The following is a 26,570-nucleotide window of genomic DNA, read 5'->3' as shown; positions in this document are numbered from 1 at the left end:
ATCAATATAAAATGAATTTAAATAAATTTCTCAAATCTCTATTCGGTGACAAATCCACACGAGATATGAAACTGATCAAGCCTTATGTGGATAAAATCAACGCCGCTTACCCAGATATCAAGAAACTCAGTAACGATGAGTTACGGGCTAAGACAAATGAAATAAAAAAATACGTCCAGGATGCAGCCAAGGCAGAAAAGGATAAAATAGCCCAACTCAAAGCGACGATTGAGGATGTACCAATAGATGAACGTGAGGCCGTCTTCGATCAGATAGACAAACTGAACAAGGATGCAGACGATAAATATGAAGATGCCCTGAATGAAGTCATGCCGATTGCCTTCAGCATCATGAAAGATACAGCCCGCCGCTTTACAGAAAACGAAGAGACAATCGTCACCGCTACGGATTTTGACCGGGCACTGGCTTCCGACCCAAACAAGGACTTCATCACTATTGACGGTGACAAAGCCATCTATCATAATGAATGGACCGCAGGAGGAAACAAGATCAGATGGAACATGGTTCATTACGACGTACAGTTATTCGGAGGTGTAGTCCTTCACCAAGGCAAGATCGCCGAGATGGCTACCGGTGAAGGAAAGACGCTCGTCGCTACCCTGCCGGTATTCCTGAACGCACTGACCGGAAAGGGTGTGCACATGGTAACTGTCAATGACTATCTGGCTAAACGAGACTGCCAGTGGATGGGCCCTCTCTATGAATTCAACGGACTGAGTGTGGACTGTATTGACCTCCATCAGCCCAACTCTCCCCAACGCCGCAAAGCCTATCAGGCAGACATCACATTCGGAACCAACAATGAGTTCGGCTTTGATTACTTACGTGATAATATGGCTATCAGCCCTGATGATCTCGTACAGCGCAAACACAACTATGCCATTGTGGATGAAGTTGACTCTGTCTTGATCGATGATGCACGTACCCCACTGATTATCTCCGGTCCTATCCCCAAAGGTGACGACCAGATGTATGAGGAATACCAGCCACTCGTAGAACGTCTCTATGAAGTACAGCGCCGGCAGGCTACGGAGATGCTGGCTGAGGCAAGACAGAAGATCACCAATGGGAAACAGAACAACGACCAGAAAACACTGGACGAAGGCTTCCTTGCTCTTTACCGTTCTTATAAGGCACTGCCGAAATATAAACCTTTGATCAAATATCTCTCTGAAGAAGGAATAAAGGCAGGTATGCTAAAAACGGAAGAGTTCTATATGGCTAATAACAACCGGGAAATGCCAAAAGCCATTGAACCTCTGTATTTCGTTGTCGACGAAAAGATGAATTCTGCTGATACGACGGACCGGGGGGATGCATGGTTATCTAAACAGACCAACGATCCTGAACTTTTCGTGCTTCCTGATATTGCCAGTGAACTTTCAGATCTTGAGAAAGAGAAAGAAGAAGGTAAATACACGGATGAAGAATACATAGACAAGAAAGATGACCTGCTGACACATTACAGTGTACAGAGTGAACGGGTACATACCCTGCAGCAGCTCCTCAAAGCCTATACCATGTTCAACAAGGATGACGAATATGTCGTCATGGACGGACAAGTAAAAATCGTTGATGAGCAGACAGGCCGTATCATGGAAGGCCGCCGGTGGAGTGACGGTCTGCATCAGGCCATTGAAGCTAAGGAACATGTTAAGGTAGAGGCTGCTACCCAGACTTATGCCACTATCACCCTCCAGAACTACTTCCGTATGTACCATAAGTTGGCCGGAATGACGGGTACCGCCAGTACTGAAGCCGGTGAATTCTGGGACATCTATAAACTGGATGTAGTAGAGATACCGACCAACAAGCCTGTAATCCGCAAGGATATGGAAGATCGTATCTATAAGACAGCTCGAGAAAAATACAAGGCTGTCATTGATGAGATTATAACGATGCGGGACAGTGGACGCCCCTGTCTGGTAGGTACAACTTCCGTGGAAATCTCCGAGTTGCTGAGCAAGATGCTGAAGATGCGTGACATTCCTCATAATGTATTGAATGCCAAACTCCACCAGAAAGAGGCTATGATTGTAGCAGAGGCAGGACGCAGTGAAAACGGGCTGGGGGCCATCACCATTGCAACGAATATGGCCGGTCGTGGAACCGATATCAAGTTGACTCCTGAAGTCAAGGCTGCCGGCGGTCTGGCCATCATTGGTACTGAGCGGCATGAAAGTCGCCGTGTAGACCGTCAGTTGCGTGGCCGTGCAGGCCGTCAGGGAGACCCGGGATCCTCCGTATTCTATGTCAGTCTGGAAGACAAACTGATGCGTCTCTTCGGTTCTGAGCGTATAGCAAAAGTCATGGACCGCTTAGGCTTTTCCGAAGGAGAGCGCATCGAGAGTCCGATGATCTCCAAGAGCATCGAACGGGCCCAGAAGAAAGTTGAAGAAAACAATTTCGGTATCCGTAAGCACCTGCTCGAATATGATGACGTGATGAACAAGCAGCGTACCGTCATTTATGAAAAGCGCCGCCACGCCCTCATGGGTGAACGAATCGGCATGGATATTACAAATGTGATCTGGGACCGGGTAGTGAACATTGTCACCAATAATGATTTTGAAGAAGCTTCCGAAAAATTCCTCAAGGTCCTGGCCATGGAAATTCCGTTTGATGCCGATGAATTCGAAAATGGAAACAAGAATGATCTCGCAGAACGGGCATTCCAGTCAGCCATGGCTGACTTCAAGCGCAAGACGGACCGCATCCAGTCTGTTGCCTGGCCGATCATCAAGGATGTTTATGAAAAGCAAGGCCAGATATACCAGCGTATTATGGTACCAGTCACTGATGGCAAACGAGTCTATAATATTCCTTGCAACTTGAAGGAAGCATACGACTCGGAGGCTAAGTCAGCGGTCAAACAGTTTGAAAAGGTCATCATGCTCCATATCATTGACGATGAATGGAAAGAAAATCTCCGCCAGTTGGATGACCTTCGCCATTCTGTACAGAATGCAAGTTATGAACAGAAAGACCCTCTGCTGGTTTTCAAACTTGAAAGCGTGAAGGTATGGGATTCCATGATTGATGAGATGAACAACCGCATCGCAGAAATTCTGATGCGTGGCCAGATTCCAGAAATGCAACAACAGGTTCAGGAAGCTGCACCAGAGCAACACTCCAGACGCTATAATGAACAGAAAAACGATCTTAACGATGAGGGAAGACGTGTGGAGCGTGAGGCTCAACAAGCTGCAATGCGCCAGGATACCAGAAATGGGGGGGCGCCGACACGCAACCATATCCCCTACCGGGCAGAAAAGATGCCACGCCCTAATGACCCTTGTCCGTGTGGAAGTGGAAAGAAATTCAAGTATTGCCACGGAAGGAACTTGTTTTAAACATAGGTTGGGATTATGAAGATCGAACTCCATCATCTCATTAAAAAGTTCGGGGAAAAGACAGCTGTCGACATCCCCGAACTTTTCTTATCTTCAGGAGGAATCACAGGTATTGTAGGAAATAACGGTGCCGGCAAGACGACTGTGTTCCGGCTGATCCTTGATCTTTTGAAAAGTGATGCAGGATCCGTAAATCTCACGTTCCTGACGGAAAAGGGAAGCATCGACATCAACCCGGCTGAATCTGAAGAGTGGAAGGAGTTCACCGGTGCCTATATTGATGAGGGCTTTCTCATTGATTTTCTTACCCCGGAAGAATACTTTGAATTCATTGCAGAAATCAATCAAGTGCCGCTGGACACACTCCAGCAGCAACTCTCTTCCCTACAGAGCTTCATGGGTGATGAAATAATCGGACAGAAAAAACTTATCCGGGATTTCTCTGCAGGAAACAAACAGAAGATCGGCATTATCGGCGCAATGATCAACCGGCCCCAACTTCTCATTCTGGATGAGCCCTTTAATTTTCTGGACCCATCGGGTCAGAACTGTTTGAAAAGGCTTTTGACTACCTATCAGCAGGAAAGAAAGGCCACCATCCTTCTGTCCAGTCATAACCTCCAGCATACTGTAGAAATCAGCGATCATATTATCCTTATGGAAAAGGGACACATACTCAAAAACCTCATCAATGAAAATGGTTCAGCAAATCAAGAACTGGATAACTATTTTGAAAGATAGTCTTTCTGACTATAGAATGAAGATGCCATCACCTGAAAGCAGGAAAAATCAGAATCAGCCATTCTCGCTTCACCATTTGTAGGTATTCTTAAATATAAGTGTCTTCAGTCAATCCAATTACCATGAATTATACCTACATTTGCAACCAGAACAGGAATAAACGGTAAAAGATGAAATTATCAGAACTTAAAACAGGAGAAAAAGCAGTAATCGTAAAAGTCTCCGGTCATGGAGGTTTCCGTAAAAGAATCATTGAAATGGGCTTTATTAAAGGTAAAACAGTGGAAGCCCTACTGAATGCACCGTTAAAAGACCCGGTGAAATACAGGGTAATGGGATATGAAGTATCTCTAAGGCACAGTGAAGCTGCACTCATTGAAGTCATCTCACTCGAAGAAGCCAAAGCAATAGAAAAAGAAAAGAAGAAAGAAGAAGTAGCTGAGGGGAAACCTTCTCTACGGACTGTTGCAGATGCCAAAGACCCGGATGACCGCCCTTTCATCAATAAGGAATGGGAGGAAGCCGCAGATGAAAAGCACAGGGTGATCAATGTAGCACTGGTAGGCAACCCTAACTGTGGCAAGACTTCTCTTTTCAACTTTGCCTCAGGTGCTCATGAACGTGTAGGCAACTATGCCGGTGTCACTGTAGATGCAAAGGAAGGACACGCAGAATTTGAAGGGTATGAATTCAATCTGGTTGACCTTCCGGGCACCTATTCCCTCTCCGCCTATTCACCCGAGGAGATCTATGTAAGAAAACAACTTATAGAGAAAACTCCGGATGTAGTCATCAATGTCGTCGATGCTTTCAACCTCGAACGTAACCTCTATCTCACTACAGAACTGATCGACATGCATATCAGCATGGTCGTAGCTCTTAATTTCTACGATGAGGCCAATCAACGTGGAGATTTTGTGGACCGGGACAAACTCAGCGAACTACTGGGCATACCCATGGTTCCTACCGTCTTTAAAAGAGGAAAAGGCGTCCAGGAACTTTTTCACCAGATCATCAGGGTATATGAATCCGAAGAAGGAAGTGACCCTCACTTCCGACACATTCATATCAATCATGGTCACGAAATTGAAAATGGCATCAAAGAAATACAGGAACACCTGAAAAAAGAAAAAGACCTCCGCCAAAGCTATTCCACCCGTTACCTGGCCATCAAACTCCTTCAACAGGACAAGGACGTAGAAAGTCTGGTATCGAAATTTCCTGATGCCAAGGAAATATTTGCTCATAGGGATACCGCAGCTGCCAGAGTCAAGGAAGAGACGGGGGAAGACAGTGAAACGGCTATCATGGATGCCAAATACGGATTCATCCACGGCGCTCTGGAGGAAGCCGGTTACCATACTGGAAAGAAAAAGAACAGCTACCAGATTACCCATCAGATCGATAAAATACTCACTAACAAATGGATAGGATTCCCTATCTTTTTTTTGATCCTTTTTATCATGTTCTCTGCCACCTTCATATTAGGTGCCTATCCTCAGGAATGGCTGCAAGATGGAATTAATGCGTTGGGAAATGTAATCAGTACGACCATGCCTGACGGCCCCGTCAAGGCAATGATCGTAGACGGTATTATAGGCGGTGTCGGAGCTGTGGTCGTATTCGTACCACAAATTCTCATCCTTTATTTCTTCATCTCCTTCATGGAAGACTCAGGCTATATGGCACGTGCAGCCTTCATCATGGATAAGTTGATGCATAAGATGGGACTCCACGGCAAGTCGTTCATCCCTCTGATCATGGGATTCGGCTGTAATGTCCCTGCTGTTATGGCTACTCGGACCATAGAAAGCAAGCGCTCCCGTCTCATCACCATGCTGATCATCCCCATGATGAGTTGTACGGCACGCATACCTATCTATGTCATGATCTGTGGAATATTCTTCCCGTTGAAATACCGAGGACTCATCATTACCTCCTTTTACTTCATTGGCATCATCATGGCTATCCTGATGAGTCTGCTGTTCGGCAAACTCTTCTTTAAGGGCGAAGATACGCCATTTGTCATGGAACTGCCACCTTACCGGTTCCCTACATGGAAGGCTATGGGCCGCCATACATGGGAAAAGGGCAAGCAATACTTAAAGAAAATGGCCGGGGTCATCTTAGTGGGAAGTATCATCGTATGGGCATTAGGTTACTTTCCTCATTCTGAAAAACTTACAGCACAGCAACAACAGGAACAGAGCTATCTTGGCAAGATAGGACGGACGATAGCACCGGTATTTCGTCCTCAGGGATTCAACTGGAAGCTGGATGTCGGTCTGATCGCAGGTGTGGCCGCAAAGGAAATTGTAGCCTCCAGCCTTGGAGTACTCTACGCAAACCAGGAGGCGGTACCCCAAGGTTCCAATGGAACTGACAGGATACATCAGGAAATGGTAAAAGACATAGCTCAATCAGATGGAATCAGCGTATCACAGGCCGGTCCTATAGCAGGACTAACTGCCTACTGTTATCTTCTCTTTGTCCTTCTGTATGTCCCCTGCATAGCGACCATCGCGGCAATCAAGGGGGAAACAGGGAGCTGGAAATGGGCAGGATTTGCGGCAGGATACACGTGTCTGCTGGCGTGGATCATCAGTGCAGCCGTCTTTCAGGTTGGCAAATTCCTGATATAGCAAGAAGTAAACAAAACCACCCCTCTAACGGGTAGAGACATGATCATACAATATATCATCATCGGACTAATTCTGACTGTCGCAATCGTCTACATAGCGATCAGCACTTACAAAACGATCAAGCGCAATCTGCTTTGTAAAGACTATCGCTGTGCGGGATGTGCCTTTTATGACACCTGTAAAAGAAAGAAGAAAAAAAGGAGCAAAAAATTTGGAAGAACAAAATAAAAATTTTACCTTTGCAACCGTAAAACAGAATGGTACCATGGCCGAGCGGTTAGGTAACGGTCTGCAAAACCGTGGAGAGCAGTTCGACTCTGCTTGGTACCTCCATACAATTAGCGGGAAGCCCTTTAAATAAAGGCTTCCCGCTTTTCAGTTTTATTATAAATCCTCGTTTTAGCCGTACTACAATGACTATCGTGGGATCATTTTATAAAGTTGGGTTTTAACCATCTTATTATGTTTCAGGAATAAAGTGGCTCAAATATAGGCCGTTGTTTTTACAGTATACCTCTGATTTTAAGGCCTTAAAGTCACTGATTTTGACGCCTGATTCCAGGCGATATTCTCATGGAGGAGCATTATGAACCATTTCGGGGGGGGGCAAAATGCACCATATCGGTCACAAGTGACTATCGTCGTAAGAATCAGTGATTATGATTCTTATCGTTAAAAAACCATATAATTTGAACCATCTTATTTCAATTCAAAAACCTCACTGGGAATTTTACGAGATAAAGCCTCAACAGGAAGAATCTTCAGGAAACTTCTCTGCGGATCTTCCTTCACTGACTCTTCTATTACCCGTTTCACATCTGCACAGGCTATGGCAGGCGTATTATTCATTTCACTTAGATGGCAAAGCCAGACATGACGAAGGTGCGGGGCGGCATGATCAGCTAATGCCCTGCCACAATCCTCATTACTGAAATGTCCCCTGTCACTCATAATCTGTTTCTTCATCTTATCCGGATAAGGGCCCTGCAACAACATATCTGAATTATAATTTGCCTCTATAACCAGATAGTCAGACCTCCGGATCGCATTTTCTATACCTGGGGTCAGAGATCCCATATCCGTCATCAGGCAGAAAGTAACCTCACCCTCTTCAATAACATATCCCACATTTTCAGGACAATTATGAGGCACTTCCACCGGCGTAATACGAAAAGGTCCTAACCGGAAAGGAACGCCCTCCTCAATAATGTGCATAAACGGTTGAGGTATCTTCCTCCTTACACTGGCATTACGAACAATTCCATTAAAGACTTTCTCCGTTGCAAAGACCGGAATATGATAATCAGCGCTGAGGCTCCCGGCCGACTTCACATGATCCGCATGAGGATGGGTAACAAGAATATTCCTGATCATCCCGAAATTTAAGCCACGATTCAAAAACCGTTTTTTCAAGACTCTCAGTCCCACTCCCGCATCAATGAGAAGGGAATCCGTATCTGTATAGAGGAAATAGCAGTTTCCGCTCGTCCCACTGCCTAAAGAAACAAATCTCATCAATTCTATTCTCCCAATTGAAAGACAGGGCTTGTTTTGCCTCTTTCAAGTACGTCTATAGGAACCTGAAGGACAAAATTCTGCCCTCTCTGCCCCTCCTCCACATCGTCCCGGATCGTCTCCTTTACCTCTGAGAGGGCCAGTTCAGGAGAATTGTTTGTCTTACTCAAATGACAGAGCCAGATGTGACGAAGATGACAGGAGGCATATTCGGCCAAGGCTATTCCACAATCCGTATTACTCAGATGACCAGTCTCCCCCAGGATACGCTGCTTCAAGTACATAGGATAAGGCCCATTCATTAATTTGTTCTGATCATGATTAGCTTCAATCACCAGATAATCAGCCTTCCCTATATACGTCAGCATCTCCTCTGTAAAATGTCCAATATCAGTCATCAAGCAAAACATAATTCCCTCGGATTCAATGGCATATCCTACATTATCCGAACTATCATGAGGCACTCCGAAAGGGGTGATTTTAAAAGAGCCGGATATAAAAGGAACACCCTTTCTGATAAAGCGTCTGCACTCAGGAGGAATCTGCTTCTGGATACCTGAAATACTCTTGCTATGAGAAGAGAGGCAGCGTCTGCTGACACACTCATTGTTGTGCTCTACGCTCCGCTCTATTCCATCATGCACCTCCCTGGTAGCATAGACGGGAATATGGTAATCGGCACTGATACGACCTACCAGTTTGATATGATCAGAATGATCGTGGGTAATCAGTATACAAGGAATCCGGGTAAAATCTATATGGTCTTCCCGAGAACATCTTTTCAGGGTATTGATCCCCACTCCTAAATCAATCAGTAAGGAATCTGTCCCATTAGACAGGTAGTAGCAATTGCCGCTACTTCCACTACCGATGGCAATAAAATTCAGCATTATCAATAGGATTTTATGCGAAAGTACGAAAAAAGATCAAGATAACAAAAGATTTTGTTATCTTTGTGAACGATTTAAAATTTCATGATGAAATTTAATATTTTCCATCCTCTCAGGTTTCCACTCCACCAGGCCTCACTCTATGGTCTGGTCTTATTTGCAGGACTGCTGGCTGCAGGATGCAGCGCCAGTCATGCAGGAGACAAGAAACAATTAAAGGCAGATGCAGATTCCTTTGCGACATTCTATTTCAACTGGCAGTTCAGGAAGGCTATACCTTTTTGTACCTCCGGTTCCCAAAAGTGGCTTCGATATGCAGCCTCAAACGTCCATACAGCTGACCTGCCCGTCCTACGAGGAAAAACTGACGGGGCATCCTGCCACATCCATAAGATCAAGTTTGTAAATGACTCGGCTGCGGAGGTTATACTAACCGTCAATGACTATGTCTGCATGGATACCATAGGTAAATCGGGCAGGGTTGTCTCCCATGCTCAATTCCGCTTGCCCATGATCTTTCAGAATCACAAATGGAAAGTCAAAATGGAAGACCTACCGCGAAGTGAAAAGCCAGATCACGACTAAGATTAGGATGAAAGATAGCATAATGCTCATCCTGAGTCTCATAGCCAGGGTTAATAGCTTTCATCCCCACATCAAAACGTAAAATGAAATAATTGAAATTGAATCGTAATCCCAGGCCATAAGATACTGCTATCTCCTGATAAAAACTATTCCACTTAAATTCTCCTCCGGGCTGGTCGGCATAATTCCGCAGAGTCCAGATATTCCCCGCATCAACAAACGCCGCTCCATAGAGTTTCCAAAACAGGTAGGTACGGTATTCCACATTCATATCAAGTTTCATATCACCCGTCTGATTGATAAAATCTATACGCCCGTCTGTCCCCCGGAACTTTCCAGGCCCGAGTTCCCGGACTCCCCACCCTCTTAATGAATTGGCTCCGCCAGAGAAATAGCGTTTTTCAAAAGGCAGGATTTGACTATTACCATAGGGTACAGCAATGCCAAAGTCACCATGAAGGGCAAGAGCATTCCTGGTATCAAAATGAATCAAATGGGTATAGTCAAAATCAAATTTTGCATACTGGGCATAAGCTATATTGAAAAGGGTATGCTGCCCATTACTGTTTTCCTTGAACGAAAGGAGGTGGGAAAGTCCTTGTAAGAGATTCCCGGCAGTCTCCACATTGGCACGAATAGCATCCTTTCCGTTTGAATAGCTCAGACCAAACCCGGTCCTCATAATAAAAAGATCTTCATAGTTATACTTCAGGATGGCATTCCGATTGGAGACACTATCCAGATAATCATGCTTGAAAGTCTCTGAGATCCAAGGCATATAGACATAATTCAGATTCAGAAAATCATAGTGATAAGCTATATAATGCTGAGCGTTATTCCAGTGATAGCTCCAGGTTGTGGAAAAGACCCGGCGATGAAACTCCGGTCGGTTTTGAAAATCCCAGCTTACAGAAAACTCAGTAGAAGCAGTCTGACGATCACGAAACTCTCGTGATACAAAAGGAATCAAAAATCGGGGGAAAGTTAATTTCGTCTCTAAAGAATACTCCTGATAATCCTGGTTCTTATATCCCTCAAGGTCTGTAATGGCTTCATACGCCCCCCGCAAGGCTACACTCAACTGTTCACTTCCGCGGAACACATTCCGGTTAGTATACGTAAGAGATGCCGCTGCTCCCAGATCTCCTGCCGTGTTCGTACCTTCAGGCTGGAAAGAAATAGAAGAGGGCTTGTTCATACTAATCTGAATGTTACAATCCAGAAGATTTGAATCAGGAAGTTCCTTAAACCGGATGTTCGTAAACTTTACAGCCTGTAGACGACTGAAATTCCGATAAGTCTGTTGTAAGTCCATGGCACTATAATACTGCCCTGCTCTTATATCCGAATTATCCTCCAACACTTTCCAACGTAAATGAATGGGATCAGCATCACCACTTAGGAAATGTACAGAATGAATCTGGTACCTCGGATGTAACATCTCCCGGGAATCACTGTTCGCACGGTATTTTAAAAGATGAAAGGTAAGAGCTATGTCCTTTTTCCCCGGAACAGTATCCGCTACATATTGGATAAACTCTTTGTGAAAACGATAATAGCCCAGATTGTTCAGCAAGGAAGTGATGCGATTCCGCTCATCTTGCAGCGCTGTAACCGTAAATTTCATTCCAGGGTGCAGACCTCTGTTGCTTTCCTGATCTAACCTGAGAAGGCGGGCGATAGAATCGTCATCGATCACATAATTCACCTGACTGACCGTAAAGGCTGATCCCGGATGAAGAGTGTAGACTACATCGATTTTTTTACCGTGCACTCGTGTCTGGAGTCCTACACGGGCATCCATAAAACCCATATTCCGCATCGTCGCCTTCAGATCCTGACAGGAAAGGCGCGCCTGGAGAGTATCGTAAATAACCGGCTGCTCGCCGATCTTTTTCAATTCACGGTTGACCCATTTCGTTGAATCTTTCCCTGACAAAGCATAGGTATATAACGGAACCTTAAAAACAGAAAACCACTTGGAATTAGCCTTTTGCCGAATATAAGGTTCCAGGGAAGATATATCAAATCCCGGCTGGTCTGAACGGACCTCTACCTTTGTCAAAAGGTATTTTTTGCTTGGCACAAACTTCGTGACCGAACAAGACGAAAAAAACAGGGATATAAAGAACGACGCACCCATCACAAGAAGAAGTTTGGAAACCTTCCCCCGAAGTATACTATATGGACTAGTCGTATTCAATATTCTTGATTTTTTGCAAAGGTAATGAATTTTTCATAGAGGGAAAGCCCTGTTAACACAGTTTTTTTTGCATTAAGAATAATTCTATCCTCACCTCTTCTCCGTTTCGATTAAAATGTTTACTTTTGCAACAAGATAAAAATTTATCTATTGAAAACAGATGAGAATTTTCCCATCGGGAAAAGGCCTCAGTCAGCAAGCATTCATATCTGTTTAATAATGATCAGTAAGGCAAAAATAAAATATATCCGTTCTTTAAATCACAAAAAGATCCGAAAGAGCGAGAAAGTATTTATAGCAGAAGGCCCCAAGGTAGTTGGTGACCTCCTGTCCATCCAACCAGCGCGGACCATTATTGCGACCCCCGAGTGGATGCAAAGGCAGGAAAAGGCCCTTTTTACAGAATACATCGAGGTAAGTGAAGAAGAGTTGAAAAAAGTCAGTTTCCTTCAACATCCACAAGAGGTAGTAGCGCTTTTTGACCAGAGGGAAAATCCTCTTGAACCTCATCCAGAAACCCAACTGACCTTAGCTCTCGATGGTGTACAGGACCCTGGGAATTTAGGTACAATCATAAGGATAGCAGACTGGTTTGGTATTGAATCCATCGTCTGCTCCGAAGATACTGCTGACTTATACAATCCAAAAGTAGTACAAGCTACAATGGGCAGCATTGCACGGGTCAGCCTCACCTACACTGACCTTGAACGGTACGTGGCAGAATTATCAACGGATATTCCTGTTTATGGTACTTTCCTAAAAGGGAAGAACCTCTATACCCAACAACTTACCTCCAATGGACTTCTAATTATGGGAAATGAAGGAAACGGAATATCGGAGAAAGTATCTAAAAGGATCACCCACCGGTTACTGATCCCAAATTATCCTCAGGGAAGGCAAACGACAGATAGCTTGAACGTAGCAATAGCTACGGCCATTATATGTTCTGAATTTAGAAGATATGAAATTGGAAATCAATAAAAACCGCAGTTTTACTGCATGCTTGCGTGATGCACGAGATTTCTTAATAGATAATATAGAAACCTTTGCCCAAAAAGTATGGATACCGGCGCTGATCTTTTCGGTATTGATTGCGCTATGTGTTTTCTTCAGGCTTCCCAACCTGAGTCTTCATAACTGGGGAGTCTCTCATCCATGGACATCATGGATAGTTCAGACCATCATTTATGCAGGTACATTCATCTCGGAGATTTTATATTTCAGTTCCGTTTTCAATACGGTCAACGGATATGGGAGAACGAGAAACTTCGGAAGATACCTACAGTATTTTCTGGTCAGTATCCTTATTGATGCGGTATTCTTCCTCGTATGCTGGGGCTTGAAAAACCTGTTCACCGCACTCATTGGAAGTCATCCCTTATCTCACATTGCTCACCTCACCATCTTATCGCTCTATGTCCTGATCTGCGTTGTACTTTTCCTATTGATCACCATCCCCATGTTATACGTCGCTCCCAAATATATGATGGAGAAAGATGCCAAATGGAAACAGTTATTCAGGCATTTCAGCACAGGATTCCATCGCTGGGGGATGCTGTTCATGACAACACTCCTGCTGTCCATTATCATCGGCCTGATAATGTTTATACTAGCCATGCCAGCAATGGTTTTGATCTCAGCCCAAATATCGTCACAAATGGGATTGTTTATTGGCGACCCAGCGAACCTTCCGGGCTACTTTCCGATCCTCTCTTTCCTTGTATTCACCATTACTGCACTCCTCTTTTCAGCAACGATGATTTATACTATCGTAACTTTCATCTACGTCTATGGTTCAATAAATACCCGGAAAAAGACCAAAGAAGAAATGACAATAAAATATAATGAAAAAAACTAAAATCCTGTTCATTGACCGAGATGGAACTCTTATTGAGGAACCGGAAGATGAACAAATAGACTCCTTTGAAAAACTTAAATTCACAAAAGGTGTATTTAAAAACTTAGGTTTTATACGCTCACACCTGGATTTCAAGTTTGTCATGGTCAGCAATCAGGATGGTTTAGGTACGCCCTCCTTCCCGGAAGATACCTTCTGGCCTGTTCATCACTTTATCCTCCAGACCTTTGAAGGAGAAGGAATAACCTTCGATGACCAGCTCATAGACCGCCATTTCCCTGAAGAGCACTCTCCGATGAGAAAACCCGAGACGGGAATGCTCAAGAAATACCTGAATGATCCGGCTTATAACATCCCAGACAGTTATGTTCTCGGTGACCGTGACAGCGACGCTCAACTGGCCCGGAATATCGGGTGTAGATCTTTGATTTTAGGCAAAGACGGGATGACTTGGGATAAAATAGCAGAACTTCTGTTCGCAGGTGAGAGAATAGCAGAGGTGAAAAGAACGACGAAAGAAACGGACATCTACGTAAGATTGAATCTGGATGGCACGGGGAAATGTGATATTTCCACTGGCATTGGTTTCTTCGACCACATGCTGGAACAAATTGGGAAACATGGCATGATGGACCTGACCATCCATACCAAAGGTGACCTGTACGTGGACGAGCATCATACCATAGAAGATACGGCTCTGGCACTGGGAGAATGCCTATTGAAAGCACTCGGGGACAAACGAGGAATAGAGCGGTACGGGTTCTGCCTGCCTATGGATGACTGCCTCTGCCAGGTAGCCTTGGATTTTGGAGGAAGGCCCTGGCTGGTATGGGATGCAGAATTCAAGAGGGAAAAGATTGGAGAAATGCCTACGGAAATGTTTATGCACTTTTTCAAAAGCCTGAGTGATACTGCCAAGATGAACCTGAATATCAAGGCTGAAGGAACGAATGAACATCATAAGATAGAAGGTATCTTCAAAGCATTAGCCCGAGCCTTGAAGATGGCTGTCCGGAGAGATATCTACCACTTCGAACTGCCAAGTTCTAAGGGAGTATTATAATTTAATGGCACTTACCTTATAGATCTGGACTTCTCCATGAATTTCAGATCCAGGGTAAGGATCGTTGTTTTTCAGAATTGTATACCGGTATGGTCCACCTGAATATCAGGATCCGCATCCTTTCGTGGAGCCCCGGATACCAAAGTCAGCACATAATCTGAATTAACCTCAAGAAAAACCTTTATCTTCCATTGGGACTTCAAATTGTCCACGATACAAAATCTATCCTGTATCAGAAAAGGCTCCAGGCGCATTTCTTTATATCCAAGATTAGCCTCAGAATCATATTTATAAACCGCCTCCTTAGCACACCAGTGGATGAGCAGATGTGTCAAATCCAAAGCCATCTCATCACTACGGAGAAAGCGGGAGGCAACTCTTGTCACACGATCACTGAAATATTCAATGTCTACCCCTACAGGATATTTTTTAGAAAGAGCTACAACAGCATATCCCACAGTATGACTAATGCTGATATTCCATCCTGCCAAAAGCGGTTGTCCTGTCAGGGAATGCCGGATATTCATACCTGCTTCCGGGGACATCTCATGAACTAAAGCATGCACCGCCAAAAACTCCAACTGCCTATGCTCGCTGTGATAACGGGCTGACAACCTTTTCCGAAAAGGTCGCAGACAAGGATAAATATGATAAAAATCAGCAATGGTTTCCTGAATCTTCCATAAACCTATCTGGGTATCCGGATTACAAAATTGTATTCCTAAAAGAGCCATCTACTCTCCTTCTTCCCTATTATCCTTCGCTTCAGGAAGCACCGTAACTTTTACCTCACTGATACGACGTTCCTCAATGGCCATAACTTCAAAGATATAATTTCTGTAAGTGATGACTTCATGAAGTTCAGGGAAGTCACCCTTGATTTCCAAAAGCAGTCCGGCAAGAGAATCTGCATCACCGGCGACTTCATCAAATTCATCATCAGCGAGGTTCAGAATCTTACAGACATCGCTCAGCAAGGTTTTTCCTTCAAAAATATAAACATGATCATCTATCTTGCGATAGACTTTCTCTTCCTCATCATATTCATCATTGATCTCCCCAACGATCTCTTCCAGAATATCATCCAGAGTGACCAGTCCGCTGGTTCCCCCATATTCATCCACAACAATGGCCATGTGCACCCGGTTATCCTGAAAATCCCTAAGTAAATCATCTATAGGTTTTGTCTCCGGAACGAAATACGGTGGACGGATCAAACTCTGCCATCTAAAATTTGAAGGCTTGGACAGATAAGGCAAAAGATCTTTGATGTAAAGAATGCCCCTGACATTATCCGTATTCACCTGATAAACAGGAACACGGCTATAATTATTTTCCACGATGAATTTCAAGACTTCAGAATAAGTACTCCTCATATCCAGAAACACAATATCCTGACGCGTCGTCATCACTTCCTTGGCAGTCTCATCCCCAAAACGAATGATCCCCTGTAGCATACTCTGCTCATTCTTGATATCATTTTTATCAGTAAGTTCAAGGGCCTGTTGTAAATCGTCTACACTCAGTTGGCGGTTTTCTTTTGGAACAGCTTTCTCAGCTATTGAGCCGCTCTTGACCAACAAACTCTCAAGAGGCCAAAACAACTTTCTCAGAAAGACTATTCCTCCCACGGCTTTCCTGCAAAAATGAAGTGGATTCTGCCGGCTATATAATTTCGGCATAATCTCCCCGAAAAGGAGAAGAAGAAATGTGAGAAGCACCGTAATGCAGACAAACTGAAGCCAGATGACTTTAAAGTGAACCCAGGAAGTGAGAATATAGTTACTGAGCATAATAACCATCACATTGACAAAATCATTGGCAATAAGAATGGCTGCAAGAGTACGTTCAGAATCATCACGGAGTTTCTGAATCCATCGGTCTTTCATGCTTTTTTCCGGATCCAGGTCATCAAGATCTTCCGGAGAAAGGCTGAAAAAGGCTATCTCTGATCCACTGGCAAATCCTGAAAAGAGAAGAAGAACAACGGTTAAAACAGCCGCTGCCACCATGCCCATCGTGATAGGCTTGAAGCTTACCAACGTACTAATCTGACATGTAAATGCTGCGAACAAATCCGTAAAACTTTAATAACTAAAATGGTAACGAACCCTTCTCTACTTCTCTATCTGTTGAAGATTGAGATTGAGAAGGATCAAGCTGGCCAGCATCAGAAGATTTCACATCCGGGTGTGAAGGCTCCATCTTGTCACGTGGAGAAAGCATTTCCATATTCTCAACGAGAATCTCCGTCACAGAATGACGGCGTCCCTGCTTATCATCATAAGAACGATAACGGATCCGCCCTTCAACATAAAGTTTATCCCCTTTATGCACATATTTCTCGACAACCTTCGCTAAGCCGCGGTTAAAAACCAGATGATGCCAATCTGTATGATCCGGAACCTGAGTGCCATTCTGAAGCGTATAGCCACGCTCGGTGGTAGCAAGGCTCACCTGCGCGACAGCCTGGTCACGATCATAATATCTGACTTCAGGATCCATTCCGACATTTCCTATTAACATAACCTTATTCATAGGCTCACCTTATTTCCACATTCCCAAATATTTAAACTGGAAATTTTTCCCCTTAGCAGAAGGAAACTGACTACGGCTGTCTACACGGGCACGAAGGTGTTCAACAATACGATTATAACAATCCTGACCAGAGACAGCCTTGACATCAGCCACAAAATGCGTATCCCGATATTCATGCTTCCCCGTTGCCGGGATCATTACTACGCGTTTAAAATCCAGAGAACCTTCATACCATCCCTGATGCTCTACCGTAAGCCGTGTCATGGCAGTAGCTGCCAGGTCATGCCGCTCAGCTGCAGGGGACACTCCGCTCACGTTCGGATGCACAGCTTTTTTTTCCTTGAAATCCAGCATCGTCGCCGCAGTTGTCTTAATGATAATAAAGTAAACCCGCGGACGGACTTTATAGCGTTTTGGATACATCACGTCACTAGCAACATAATCCCGGATGTCCTCAACCAGAGTTTCATCCAGACTTATTTCAGGTATACTACGCAAGAAATCAATGGCTTCATCGACATTAGAAACTAATGTCTCTTTATCAAAATATCTAAGATATAAATTCATGAAAATGTATGTTTCCCTTAAATAAAAAAAGAGCGGCAAACGGGACTCGGACCCGCGACCTCGACCTTGGCAAGGTCGCGCTCTACCAACTGAGCTATTGCCGCAAAATCAAAAATAATTGTGAAGAGGAGGAGACTCGAACTCCCACGAAATAATTTTCACTACCCCCTCAAAGTAGCGCGTCTACCAATTCCGCCACCTCTCCAACAATAAATCATTCTGAATAGATTAGTGCCCAGAACAGGACTCGAACCTGCACGTCGTAAAACACACGCACCTGAAACGTGCGCGTCTACCAATTCCGCCACCTGGGCTTTTAAAGGTCAGACCCTTTTATCTATTCAGAATGTTGAGCGGCAAACGGGACTCGGACCCGCGACCTCGACCTTGGCAAGGTCGCGCTCTACCAACTGAGCTATTGCCGCCTTTCCCCCTTATAGGGACATTTCTCCAAATGCGATTGCAAAGGTAATAGTTTTTTTCCAACCTGACAAATTTTTCGTGTCTTTTTTTAGAAATAGACAAAACCAGATCTGGGCGGCAGTACAGATGTATAGTTGTACAAACGATTGTCAATCCATACGATCCTTATAATCATCATAACCGAAACGGCGAAGTATTTCTAACTCACCATCGGAATGCAGCAAGGCAATAGAAGGATGGCTGATACCATTGAACATGTTGGTCTTTACCATGGTATAATGGATCATATCTTCAAAGATGATGTTTTCTCCAATCTGCAATTCATGTTTAAATTTCCAACTTCCCATAAAATCTCCACTCAGACAGGAATTGCCACCCAAACGATAAATATGTGCCTCTGAAGGAGCTTTCGCCTTGGCCAGAGATAATTTCTCCGCCCCTCGTATATCAGGCTTATACGGCATCTCTAGACAGTCTGGCATGTGACAAGTAAAACTCACATTAAGAATAGCCGTTCTAATCCCGTTATTCTCAACAACATCAACCACTTGGGCTATTAAGGGGCCGGTATGCCAGGCAAAAGCACTGCCCGGCTCCATAATTATCTTCAGATCTGGATGACGATAATGAAAAGCTTTCAAAAGATGGATCAACAGAAGAGTGTCGTATTTTTTATGAGTCACCAGATGCCCTCCACCGAAATTAATCCATTCCAACTGAGGAAACCATTTGCCAAATTTATCTTCAATATGAGCAAGGGTCCGCTGAAAAGTATCAGCACTACTCTCACAATGACAATGCACATGAAAACCTTTAATATCCGAAGGTAACTGATCCGGTAGTTGTCCAGCCAGAATTCCAAACCTTGATCCTGGAGCACAAGGATTATACAAGGCCGTTTTAATCTCTGAATACTCGGGGTTGACCCGGATGCCAATGCTAACCCGAGGATTCGCACGGGAGACCCGTTCATGATAACGGGCATACTGTGACCAGGAATTGAAAACCAAATGACTCGAATAGCCTGCAATCTCGTCTATCATCTCTTCAGTATAGGCCGGTGTATAGGTATGAACCGGGCAACCAAATTCCTCGAAAGCTAGACGAGCTTCGTTTAAAGAACTGGCAGTAGTGGCCGGAATATATTCCCGGAAAATAGGGAATGTTTTCCATAGGGCATAAGCCTTCAAGGCCAAAATAATTTCTACATCTGCCGAGTCAGCTATCGAATGGATCAACTGCAAATTCCGCCTTAGAAGGTTCTCTTCAAGAATATACATCGGTTCATGAACTTCCTGAAAAGTTTTTGAATTCACTTTCATCATTGTCTTATCTTGATTTTTCGCACAAAGTTAATTTTTTATTTCGGATATTTTGCAATTTCTGATAGAAAATAGTTACTTTTGCATCCGATTAGATCGTCCAATGATAAAGTGAGAGTTTGATTACAACAGTTATCCTGCATTCCGTCAGCATCAATTTTTTCTTACAAAACGAGAGGACATTGCCAAACGGGCAGACCATAACTGAAGAAGTTGAAGATAAACCAATATTTCAAACATAAACTTATAGTAATGAGCGAAAAAAACTCTTTTTTGGTATTTTCTGGTACAAACACAAGGTATTTAGCAGAAAAAATCTGCGCAAGTTTAGGTGTCCCTTTAGGCAAATTACAAGTTACACGGTTCTCTGACGGTGAATTTGCCGTCTCCTATGAAGAGTCTATCCGGGGGCGTGACGTGTTCCTGGTACAAAGTACATTCCCTAATTCGGACAATCTCATGGAACTGCTCTTGATGATTGATGCCGCCAAACGCGCCTCTGCAAGAAACATCATTGCAGTCATCCCTTATTTCGGTTGGGCACGTCAGGATCGCAAGGACAAACCCAGAGTAAGCATTGGCGCCAAACTGGTTGCCGACTTACTCAGTGTAGCCGGCATTGACCGTCTGATCACAATGGACCTTCATGCAGATCAGATCCAGGGCTTCTTCAACGTTCCCGTAGATCATCTTTATGCTTCTGCCGTTTTACTGCCTTATGTTCAGTCCTTGCACATCAAGGATCTAGTCATCGCTTCACCAGATGTCGGTGGATCAAAACGTGCCAACACCTACGCCAAATATTTAGGCTGTCCCCTGGTTCTTTGCAACAAGACCCGGGATCGTGCAAATGTTGTGGGAAGCATGCAGATTATCGGTGATGTAAGGGGGAAGAATGTCGTGATCATCGATGACATGGTAGACACTGCCGGCACAATTACCAAAGCTGCGGATATTATGAAACAGGCAGGAGCCAAAAGTGTCAGGGCATGCGCATCACATTGTGTCATGAGTGGTCCCGCATCTGAAAGAGTTCAAAACTCGGCTCTGGAAGAAATCGTATTCACCGATTCTATCCCTTATTCTAACCGTTGTGCAAAAGTCAAACAGATTTCAGTTGCAGCCATGTTTGCTGAAACTATCCGACGGGTAGAAGCTAACGAAAGTATTTCATCACAGTATTTAGTATGATATTCCTTTTCGTATAAAGGAAGAAGGGCGTCCGAAAATATTCAGACGCCCTTCTTTTATTCCTCCACAGCTGACCATAGGCCGCTATGTCTCCAAGTCTTTCAACTCAGCCACTTCACATAACAGAAATCCTGGCGATGAGGAAGATTTGGATTTTTAGGATACATCCGTACACAACTCCGGAACGTCCCAGATTCCTCAGGTTCTATTACGGCCTCATAGGTGTAATTATTACCCTCGTGCCCCTTCAATTTAAATGGATAGACTTTATATACCTGACGCTCATCATCTGAGCTGACCGGTTTCAAGGTAACCAGTTCCAGGCCAATGGCATCATTTAATCCCTGCTCATCCACAGTGTAATTCAACCGGTACTTCATTCCAGTTTCTCCACCGTTGCTGAGCACGGAAGTATCCTTGGATACTACTTTAATAGAATCCCAGCGCTGGGCCACTTCTTCTTTCCAAAGAGCAATCTCTTTTGCCAGACGATTATCATTCGCAGACAGTTTCTTAAAACGTTCTGCCTCTTTGATATAAAACTTATTATAATAGTCATCCAACTGCCGCTTCATCGTATAATGGGGTGCGATCGTAGCAATGGAATTTTTGATTACGCTGACCCAATTATGACTATAACCATCTTTCCCCTGATCGTAATAAAGAGGAACGATTTCATTCTCCAGAAGGTTATAAATAGTAGCAGCATCCAGTTTATCCTGATAAGCCTGGTTCTGGTAAGTCCTTTTCTGAGGAAGTGCCCAACCGGCACCTTTACGATAGCCTTCAACCCACCAGCCATCGAGAACAGACAGGTTAACCACTCCATTCATCTCTGCCTTCTCACCGGATGTACCGGATGCTTCCAAAGGACGAGTAGGCGTATTCATCCAAATATCACAACCAGAAACCAGACGATGAGCCAGTTGCATATCGTAATTTTCCAGAAAGATGATTTTACCTAAAAACTCCGGTCTCTGGCTAATTTCAAATATCATCTTGATTAATCCCTGTCCAGCTCCATCAGCAGGATGTGCTTTCCCGGAAAAGAAGAACAAGACCGGATGTTCCGGATCATTCACGATCTTAGACAGACGGTCAAGATCCGTAAAAAGCAAATTTGCCCGCTTATATGTAGCAAAACGGCGGCAGAAACCGATCATCAACGCATTTGGATTAATCCGCTCCAACAACGATACAACCCGTGCAGGATCACCCTGGTTCTTCAGCCAGGTTTGAGTAAACTTTTCACGGATATAGTCCACCAGTTTCTTCTTCAGTGCCATACGGGTCTGCCAGATCTCCGCATCATCAACATGATAAATGGCATGCCACAACTCTTCATTACTTTGATCATTCATAAAAGTCGGATCAAAATAAGCGTCATAAAGTTTACGCCATTCCGATGCACACCAGGTCGGGAAATGTACTCCATTGGTAACATAACCCACATGATTTTCCTCCGGATAATAGCCTTTCCAGATAGGAGCGAACATTTTCTGAGAAGTCCACCCATGGAGTTTGCTGACCCCATTGATTTCCTGACAAGTGTTACAGGCAAAAGTGGACATACAGAATTTCTCGCTATGATCTTCAGGGTTCTGGCGCCCCATACCGATGAATTCATCCCATGATATTCCTAATTTTGCAGGATAACCTCCCATATACTTTCCGAAAAGTCCTTCATCAAAATAATCATGTCCTGCTGGTACAGGCGTATGGACGGTATAGAGCGAAGATGCACGGACTAATTCAAGAGCCTGATTAAAATCAAGGCCGGTCTTGACATAGTCCAATAGTCGTTGTAAATTACAGAGTGCAGCATGGCCTTCATTGCAATGGTAAAGAGTCTTCTTAATGCCCAGTTTTTTAAGCATCAGAATACCTCCCATGCCCAATAGAATTTCCTGCTTCAGGCGATTTTCCCAGTCACCTCCATATAAATTATAGGTAATCGGACGATCATATTGAGAGTTCAGATCATTGTCGGTATCCAATAGATAGAGTTTTATACGCCCTACATTCACACGCCACACATAAGCATGTACCTGATAATTGACATACGGTACATCTACGATAACCGGGTTACCATCCTTATCCAGGACGCGCTCTATAGGAAGAGAGTTGAAGTCCTGAGCATCATATTTAGCAATCTGCTGGCCATCCATGTTCAACGATTGCTGGAAATAACCATACCGATAGAGGAATCCCACTCCTACCAGATCCACATTACTGTCCGATGCTTCTTTCAAGTAATCTCCAGCCAGCATTCCTAATCCGCCTGAATAAATTTTAAGAGTTTGATCGAGTCCATATTCCATACTGAAATAGGCTACAGAAGGGCGAGTCTTGTCTGGCTTGACATTCATGTAGTTATGGAACTTTGTGCAGACATCATCAACCCTCTTCATCATGGCCTTATCCTTGACAATATCCATTTTCCGATCATAGCTCAAACGTTCCAGCAACAAAACCGGATTATGCCCTACTTCCTCATAAAGTTGTTCGTCCAAACTCTTGAACATATTACGAGCTTCATAGTTCCAGGACCACCACATATTATGTGCAAGTTCATTTAGACCTTTTAACTGCTCTGGAAGTCGTGACTTGATCGTCAGGTCCTTCCACTGAGGAGTATTTGAATAATCTGCTTTAATTTTCATACTCGTGAAGTTTAATTATATTTCTCTAAAAGTCAATTCATTTCTATTTTCTTCTCTCCAAAACCTTACGAAGGGCCAGATCATAGGCCTCCCGATAATAGATAAAGAAACGGCTCCACAGAGCCTTTTGAGAGAGTTTTCGAGCTTTCATCCTGCATTCCTCTACCTGCGAGGGCGTCATTTGAGCATATTTATGTACCGTATTCATAATAGAATCAGCTACATCAAAATAATTGAAGTCTGTACGATGAACCACTTTGACACCATCTTCTATTTCACCACTTCTCCCAAGTTCCTTATTCACCCACAGTCCAAACCCTGCGAGATCTGTAGTTATACAAGATACCTTAAAAGCAATCGCCTCAAGAGGGGTATACCCCCACGGCTCATAATAAGAAGGATAAACACACAAATCATTCCCTAATATCACATCATAATACGTCATATTGAATATACCATCCTGACCATTCAGATAGCAGGGCAGGAAGATCAATTTTACCTGATCATTGCTGCTATTATGGAAATTCAAATAATTCATCATACTGAGGACCCGGTCGTCATTCATATTATGTAACCAATGGGTCAGATAAGGCTTCTCCAGAGGGATATTTGCTTTCTGCCCACTCTTCAGACGGGCAAGGAGATCAGCTCTAGGTTCCGAAACCCAACCTGGCACGTCAATAAAAGCCAAAATTGGGCGTCTCAGTGTGGCATCTTTCCTTAACCGATTCATCGCTTCAATAAATTCATCAATACCCTTATTGCGGAACTCATATCTCCCACTGGTCGACACGATCAAGGTATGATCATCAAGGGAAGTTCCTAATAAAGCATTAGCTACCTCCAGCATTTTCTCCCTCGCCGCAGCACGTTTTCGGGAAAACAATGGTTCGCGAGGGACGAAATCGTCTTCAAAACCATTAGGCAGGACCTGATCTACAGGTTTATCCAATAACTCCTTGCATTCCCTGGCAGTAATATCACTCACCGTAGTAAAACAGTCCACATATTTAGCGGTCTGTTTCTCCACGGAATGCTTGCTCTGCATATTTAACTCTTCCGCCATCTGATCTCCATTATAATTATACAGATAAGCGTAAAGAGGTTTATTGTTTCCTGCTATACTTCGGCCGATGCTCGTGGCATGAGTAGTAAACATAGTGGCAACAAAAGGCAATTTATAATGAACATATAAAAGTCCCAATCCTGTCATCCACTCATTGCCATGATAAACCACCTTATAAGTCTCATTCAGATAAAATCTGTAAAAACTCTCTACTACCAATCCCGAAGCGTATGAGAACATTGAGGCTTCATCATAGTCACCATAGCCGTGAAGACTATCCACACGGAATAAATCCCAAAGGCGACCATATAACTGGTTTTTTAATTTAAAATAAGGCTGGAAATCTACCAGAAAAGTTATCGGTTCTCCGGGTATAAGCCAGCGTCCGATCCTTATATGAAGACCCCTTTTTGCAGCATCCTCTTTCCATGAAGGAAACAAAGAATCATCCGCCTTAAAATAAGGGTTCACTTTCTGATCCCTGAAATCCGGACCAATAAAAAAGATATGATCCTTCATCACCTCCTGTAATGTCTTTGCCCTTGTAGACAAAACGGCATAGATTCCACCTACCTTGTTGCATACTTCCCAACTCGACTCAAAAATATAATCCGGAAATAGTCTGTTTTTTTCCATGATGCTTCTGCTAAAACTTCACAAAGATAAACCAAAAATAGTAATATTGCAATTTAATCCAGAATTATTTCTAAAAACGTTGGAATTATTAACTAAAATCAATAACTTTGCAAGAAACGGAAAAATATGAAGAAAATCTTATTTACATTATTATTTATATGTCTGGCTTTTACTGCCCAGGCACAGTCTGATAACCAGACATTCAGGGGGTATCTCTATAATGCAAAATATGAAGTGTACATGGTGATCAATTTCTATCAGAATGATATTACTGTCCCTCATCAAGAGATTTTCGGAAAATTGCCAGGCTTCTTCGGAGACATACACGATGGCCGGAAGTGGCTGTTCACGTCCGCCAAAATAACCTCATCAAATATAGCTAAACTCGCTGTTATAAATGATTATGGCAGCGAAGATTTAACGGCTACCCTCACCATGAATAAGGACAGCACTTATACCCTGAAACAGATCAAGGGAAGTACCCTGAAGATTGCGCGAAACCGAAAATGGTTAAAGATGCCTGAAGAACTGGTCTTCGTCAAAAAGCCTATGCCCTTAGAAGAAGAATAACCCGTGTAATTCCGGACATAAGCGGATCATTTTATAAAGTCGGGGGGGCTGACCATCTTATTATGTTTCAGGGATAAAGAGATTCCAATAACAGGGTTGCCGTTTTACGGTACACCCCTGATTTTAAGGCCTTAAAATCACTGGCCTTGACGCCTGATTCCGGGCGGTATCCTCATGGAGGAGCAATATGCACCATTTCGGGGTACCATAATGCACCATATCGGTCACGAGTGACTATCGTCGTGAGAATCAGTGACTACGATTCATCCATTTCCACACCCTGGAAAAGAAATTCCTTATCCGATATGACATGCCCTGACATGAAAAGGGGCCCGGGATGCAGTATCCTGCTTCCCGGGCCCCTCTCTTCCTTTTCTTTCCTTATTCTTGATAAAAAGGAGGCGGCTGCCTACTCTCCCGCATTGCATTGCAGTACCATCGGCGCCTGTGGGCTTAACTTCTCTGTTCGGAATGGGAAGAGGTGTGACCCCACCGCCATGACCACCTGATATGGGTCTGACAATAATGACACTGAAGCAGGACTGACCTTCCATGCGGGAACTGACCCGCACGCAGCTACAAGTATGAACCTCTTTCAGCAGACGGGAAAGCTTTCGGGCAATTAGTAGTGCTCGGCTTTGACGTCACCGCCTTTACACCTGCACCCTATCTACGTCATCGTCTCTGACGGCCCTCTCTTGTGGAGTTCTCATCTCGCGGCTG

Annotated in this window: 19 protein-coding genes, 5 tRNA genes and 2 rRNA genes; 10 read left to right on the top strand and 16 right to left on the bottom strand. The window is 43.9% G+C overall.

The genetic code is table 11. The annotated features are described in order from the left end of the window. Positions 1–11 precede the first annotated feature (11 nt). The 4 genes from secA to ACYRYG_RS01425 all read left to right on the top strand — a co-directional run bounded on the left by secA (position 12) and on the right by ACYRYG_RS01425 (position 7,090). A complete protein-coding gene (gene secA / locus ACYRYG_RS01440; protein WP_293417037.1) occupies positions 12–3,374 on the top strand; it encodes a preprotein translocase subunit SecA in 3,363 nt (1,120 codons plus the stop codon). Between the two features lie 15 nt (positions 3,375–3,389). Further along, positions 3,390–4,115, top strand: coding sequence for an ATP-binding cassette domain-containing protein (locus ACYRYG_RS01435; protein WP_293417034.1), 726 nt, complete (start codon positions 3,390–3,392; stop codon positions 4,113–4,115). 170 nt (positions 4,116–4,285) lie between these two features. Continuing rightward, positions 4,286–6,757, top strand: a complete 2,472-nt coding sequence (gene feoB, locus ACYRYG_RS01430) for a ferrous iron transport protein B (RefSeq protein ID WP_293417031.1) — start codon at positions 4,286–4,288, stop codon at positions 6,755–6,757. Between the two features lie 259 nt (positions 6,758–7,016). Then, a tRNA-Cys gene (locus ACYRYG_RS01425) sits at positions 7,017–7,090 on the top strand. A 366-nt stretch (positions 7,091–7,456) separates the two neighbouring features. Here the strand turns inward: ACYRYG_RS01425 and ACYRYG_RS01420 are convergent. Together ACYRYG_RS01420 and ACYRYG_RS01415 are read right to left on the bottom strand one after the other, a co-directional pair. Beyond that, positions 7,457–8,272 (bottom strand): MBL fold metallo-hydrolase, encoded by an 816-nt coding sequence (locus ACYRYG_RS01420; protein WP_460197399.1) that lies wholly within the window; start codon positions 8,270–8,272, stop codon positions 7,457–7,459. Between the two features lie 5 nt (positions 8,273–8,277). After that, positions 8,278–9,162 (bottom strand): MBL fold metallo-hydrolase, encoded by an 885-nt coding sequence (locus ACYRYG_RS01415; RefSeq protein ID WP_294076783.1) that lies wholly within the window; start codon positions 9,160–9,162, stop codon positions 8,278–8,280. Between the two features lie 87 nt (positions 9,163–9,249). Here ACYRYG_RS01415 and ACYRYG_RS01410 point away from each other — a divergent pair, with 87 nt between their 5' ends. Next, a complete protein-coding gene (locus ACYRYG_RS01410) occupies positions 9,250–9,747 on the top strand; it encodes a hypothetical protein (RefSeq protein WP_294729082.1) in 498 nt (165 codons plus the stop codon). On the opposite strand, the gene tamL is transcribed toward ACYRYG_RS01410, so the two are convergent. Next, the gene (tamL, locus tag ACYRYG_RS01405) at positions 9,701–11,890 is read right to left on the bottom strand and encodes a translocation and assembly module lipoprotein TamL (protein WP_460197478.1); all 2,190 of its coding nucleotides are present in this window, start codon (positions 11,888–11,890) and stop codon (positions 9,701–9,703) included. The two genes, ACYRYG_RS01410 and tamL, sit on opposite strands and share 47 nt — an antisense overlap. Positions 11,891–12,169: 279 nt before the next feature. Between tamL and ACYRYG_RS01400 the strand changes: the two genes are divergently transcribed. From ACYRYG_RS01400 to hisB, 3 genes are read left to right on the top strand one after another with little or no spacing between them, the layout of a single operon-like run. After that, on the top strand, positions 12,170–12,931 hold the full coding sequence (locus ACYRYG_RS01400; RefSeq protein ID WP_460197476.1) for a TrmH family RNA methyltransferase: 762 nt from the start codon (positions 12,170–12,172) through the stop codon (positions 12,929–12,931). Further along, positions 12,912–13,808 (top strand): hypothetical protein, encoded by an 897-nt coding sequence (locus tag ACYRYG_RS01395; protein ID WP_293418761.1) that lies wholly within the window; start codon positions 12,912–12,914, stop codon positions 13,806–13,808. The genes ACYRYG_RS01400 and ACYRYG_RS01395 overlap by 20 nt, the downstream gene beginning before the upstream one ends. Beyond that, positions 13,795–14,871, top strand: coding sequence for a bifunctional histidinol-phosphatase/imidazoleglycerol-phosphate dehydratase HisB (hisB, locus tag ACYRYG_RS01390; RefSeq protein WP_293422370.1), 1,077 nt, complete (start codon positions 13,795–13,797; stop codon positions 14,869–14,871). Before ACYRYG_RS01395 ends, hisB begins: the two co-directional genes overlap by 14 nt. Positions 14,872–14,942: 71 nt before the next feature. On the opposite strand, the gene ACYRYG_RS01385 is transcribed toward hisB, so the two are convergent. From ACYRYG_RS01385 to nspC, 9 genes are all read right to left on the bottom strand, one after another. Continuing rightward, complete coding sequence (locus ACYRYG_RS01385) at positions 14,943–15,605, bottom strand: 4'-phosphopantetheinyl transferase superfamily protein (RefSeq protein ID WP_293422367.1); 663 nt, start codon at positions 15,603–15,605, stop codon at positions 14,943–14,945. Then, complete coding sequence (gene gldE, locus ACYRYG_RS01380) at positions 15,606–16,889, bottom strand: gliding motility-associated protein GldE (protein ID WP_460197397.1); 1,284 nt, start codon at positions 16,887–16,889, stop codon at positions 15,606–15,608. 76 nt (positions 16,890–16,965) lie between these two features. Continuing rightward, a complete protein-coding gene (locus ACYRYG_RS01375; RefSeq protein WP_293418767.1) occupies positions 16,966–17,409 on the bottom strand; it encodes a single-stranded DNA-binding protein in 444 nt (147 codons plus the stop codon). A gap of 9 nt (positions 17,410–17,418) precedes the next feature. After that, positions 17,419–17,976, bottom strand: coding sequence for a hypothetical protein (locus ACYRYG_RS01370; protein ID WP_293418769.1), 558 nt, complete (start codon positions 17,974–17,976; stop codon positions 17,419–17,421). Between the two features lie 31 nt (positions 17,977–18,007). Continuing rightward, positions 18,008–18,080: transfer RNA gene (locus ACYRYG_RS01365), tRNA-Gly, on the bottom strand. A gap of 17 nt (positions 18,081–18,097) precedes the next feature. Continuing rightward, positions 18,098–18,181, bottom strand: a tRNA-Leu gene (locus ACYRYG_RS01360). Between the two features lie 27 nt (positions 18,182–18,208). Next, positions 18,209–18,290, bottom strand: a tRNA-Leu gene (locus ACYRYG_RS01355). 38 nt (positions 18,291–18,328) lie between these two features. Beyond that, a tRNA-Gly gene (locus ACYRYG_RS01350) sits at positions 18,329–18,401 on the bottom strand. Positions 18,402–18,548: 147 nt separating this feature from the next. Next, positions 18,549–19,721, bottom strand: coding sequence for a carboxynorspermidine decarboxylase (gene nspC / locus ACYRYG_RS01345; RefSeq protein ID WP_294076788.1), 1,173 nt, complete (start codon positions 19,719–19,721; stop codon positions 18,549–18,551). Positions 19,722–19,973: 252 nt separating this feature from the next. Between nspC and ACYRYG_RS01340 the strand changes: the two genes are divergently transcribed. Further along, positions 19,974–20,912, top strand: coding sequence for a ribose-phosphate pyrophosphokinase (locus ACYRYG_RS01340; RefSeq protein ID WP_293418771.1), 939 nt, complete (start codon positions 19,974–19,976; stop codon positions 20,910–20,912). A gap of 101 nt (positions 20,913–21,013) precedes the next feature. Here ACYRYG_RS01340 and glgP read toward each other — a convergent pair whose 3' ends face one another. Together glgP and ACYRYG_RS01330 are read right to left on the bottom strand one after the other, a co-directional pair. Next, positions 21,014–23,575, bottom strand: a complete 2,562-nt coding sequence (gene glgP, locus ACYRYG_RS01335) for an alpha-glucan family phosphorylase (RefSeq protein WP_460197395.1) — start codon at positions 23,573–23,575, stop codon at positions 21,014–21,016. Between the two features lie 43 nt (positions 23,576–23,618). Then, positions 23,619–25,277 (bottom strand): glycogen/starch synthase, encoded by a 1,659-nt coding sequence (locus ACYRYG_RS01330; RefSeq protein ID WP_460197394.1) that lies wholly within the window; start codon positions 25,275–25,277, stop codon positions 23,619–23,621. Between the two features lie 126 nt (positions 25,278–25,403). Here ACYRYG_RS01330 and ACYRYG_RS01325 point away from each other — a divergent pair, with 126 nt between their 5' ends. Continuing rightward, positions 25,404–25,847 (top strand): hypothetical protein, encoded by a 444-nt coding sequence (locus tag ACYRYG_RS01325; RefSeq protein WP_293418777.1) that lies wholly within the window; start codon positions 25,404–25,406, stop codon positions 25,845–25,847. 396 nt (positions 25,848–26,243) lie between these two features. Here the strand turns inward: ACYRYG_RS01325 and rrf are convergent. After that, positions 26,244–26,356 (bottom strand): 5S ribosomal RNA (gene rrf, locus ACYRYG_RS01320). Between the two features lie 92 nt (positions 26,357–26,448). Then, positions 26,449–26,570, bottom strand: a 23S ribosomal RNA gene (locus tag ACYRYG_RS01315); the annotation flags it as partial.

This window comes from Segatella asaccharophila, from assembly GCF_054687055.1.
Note: the sequence above shows the minus strand (reverse complement) of the source record. Positions and strands in the feature narration are given on the sequence as shown.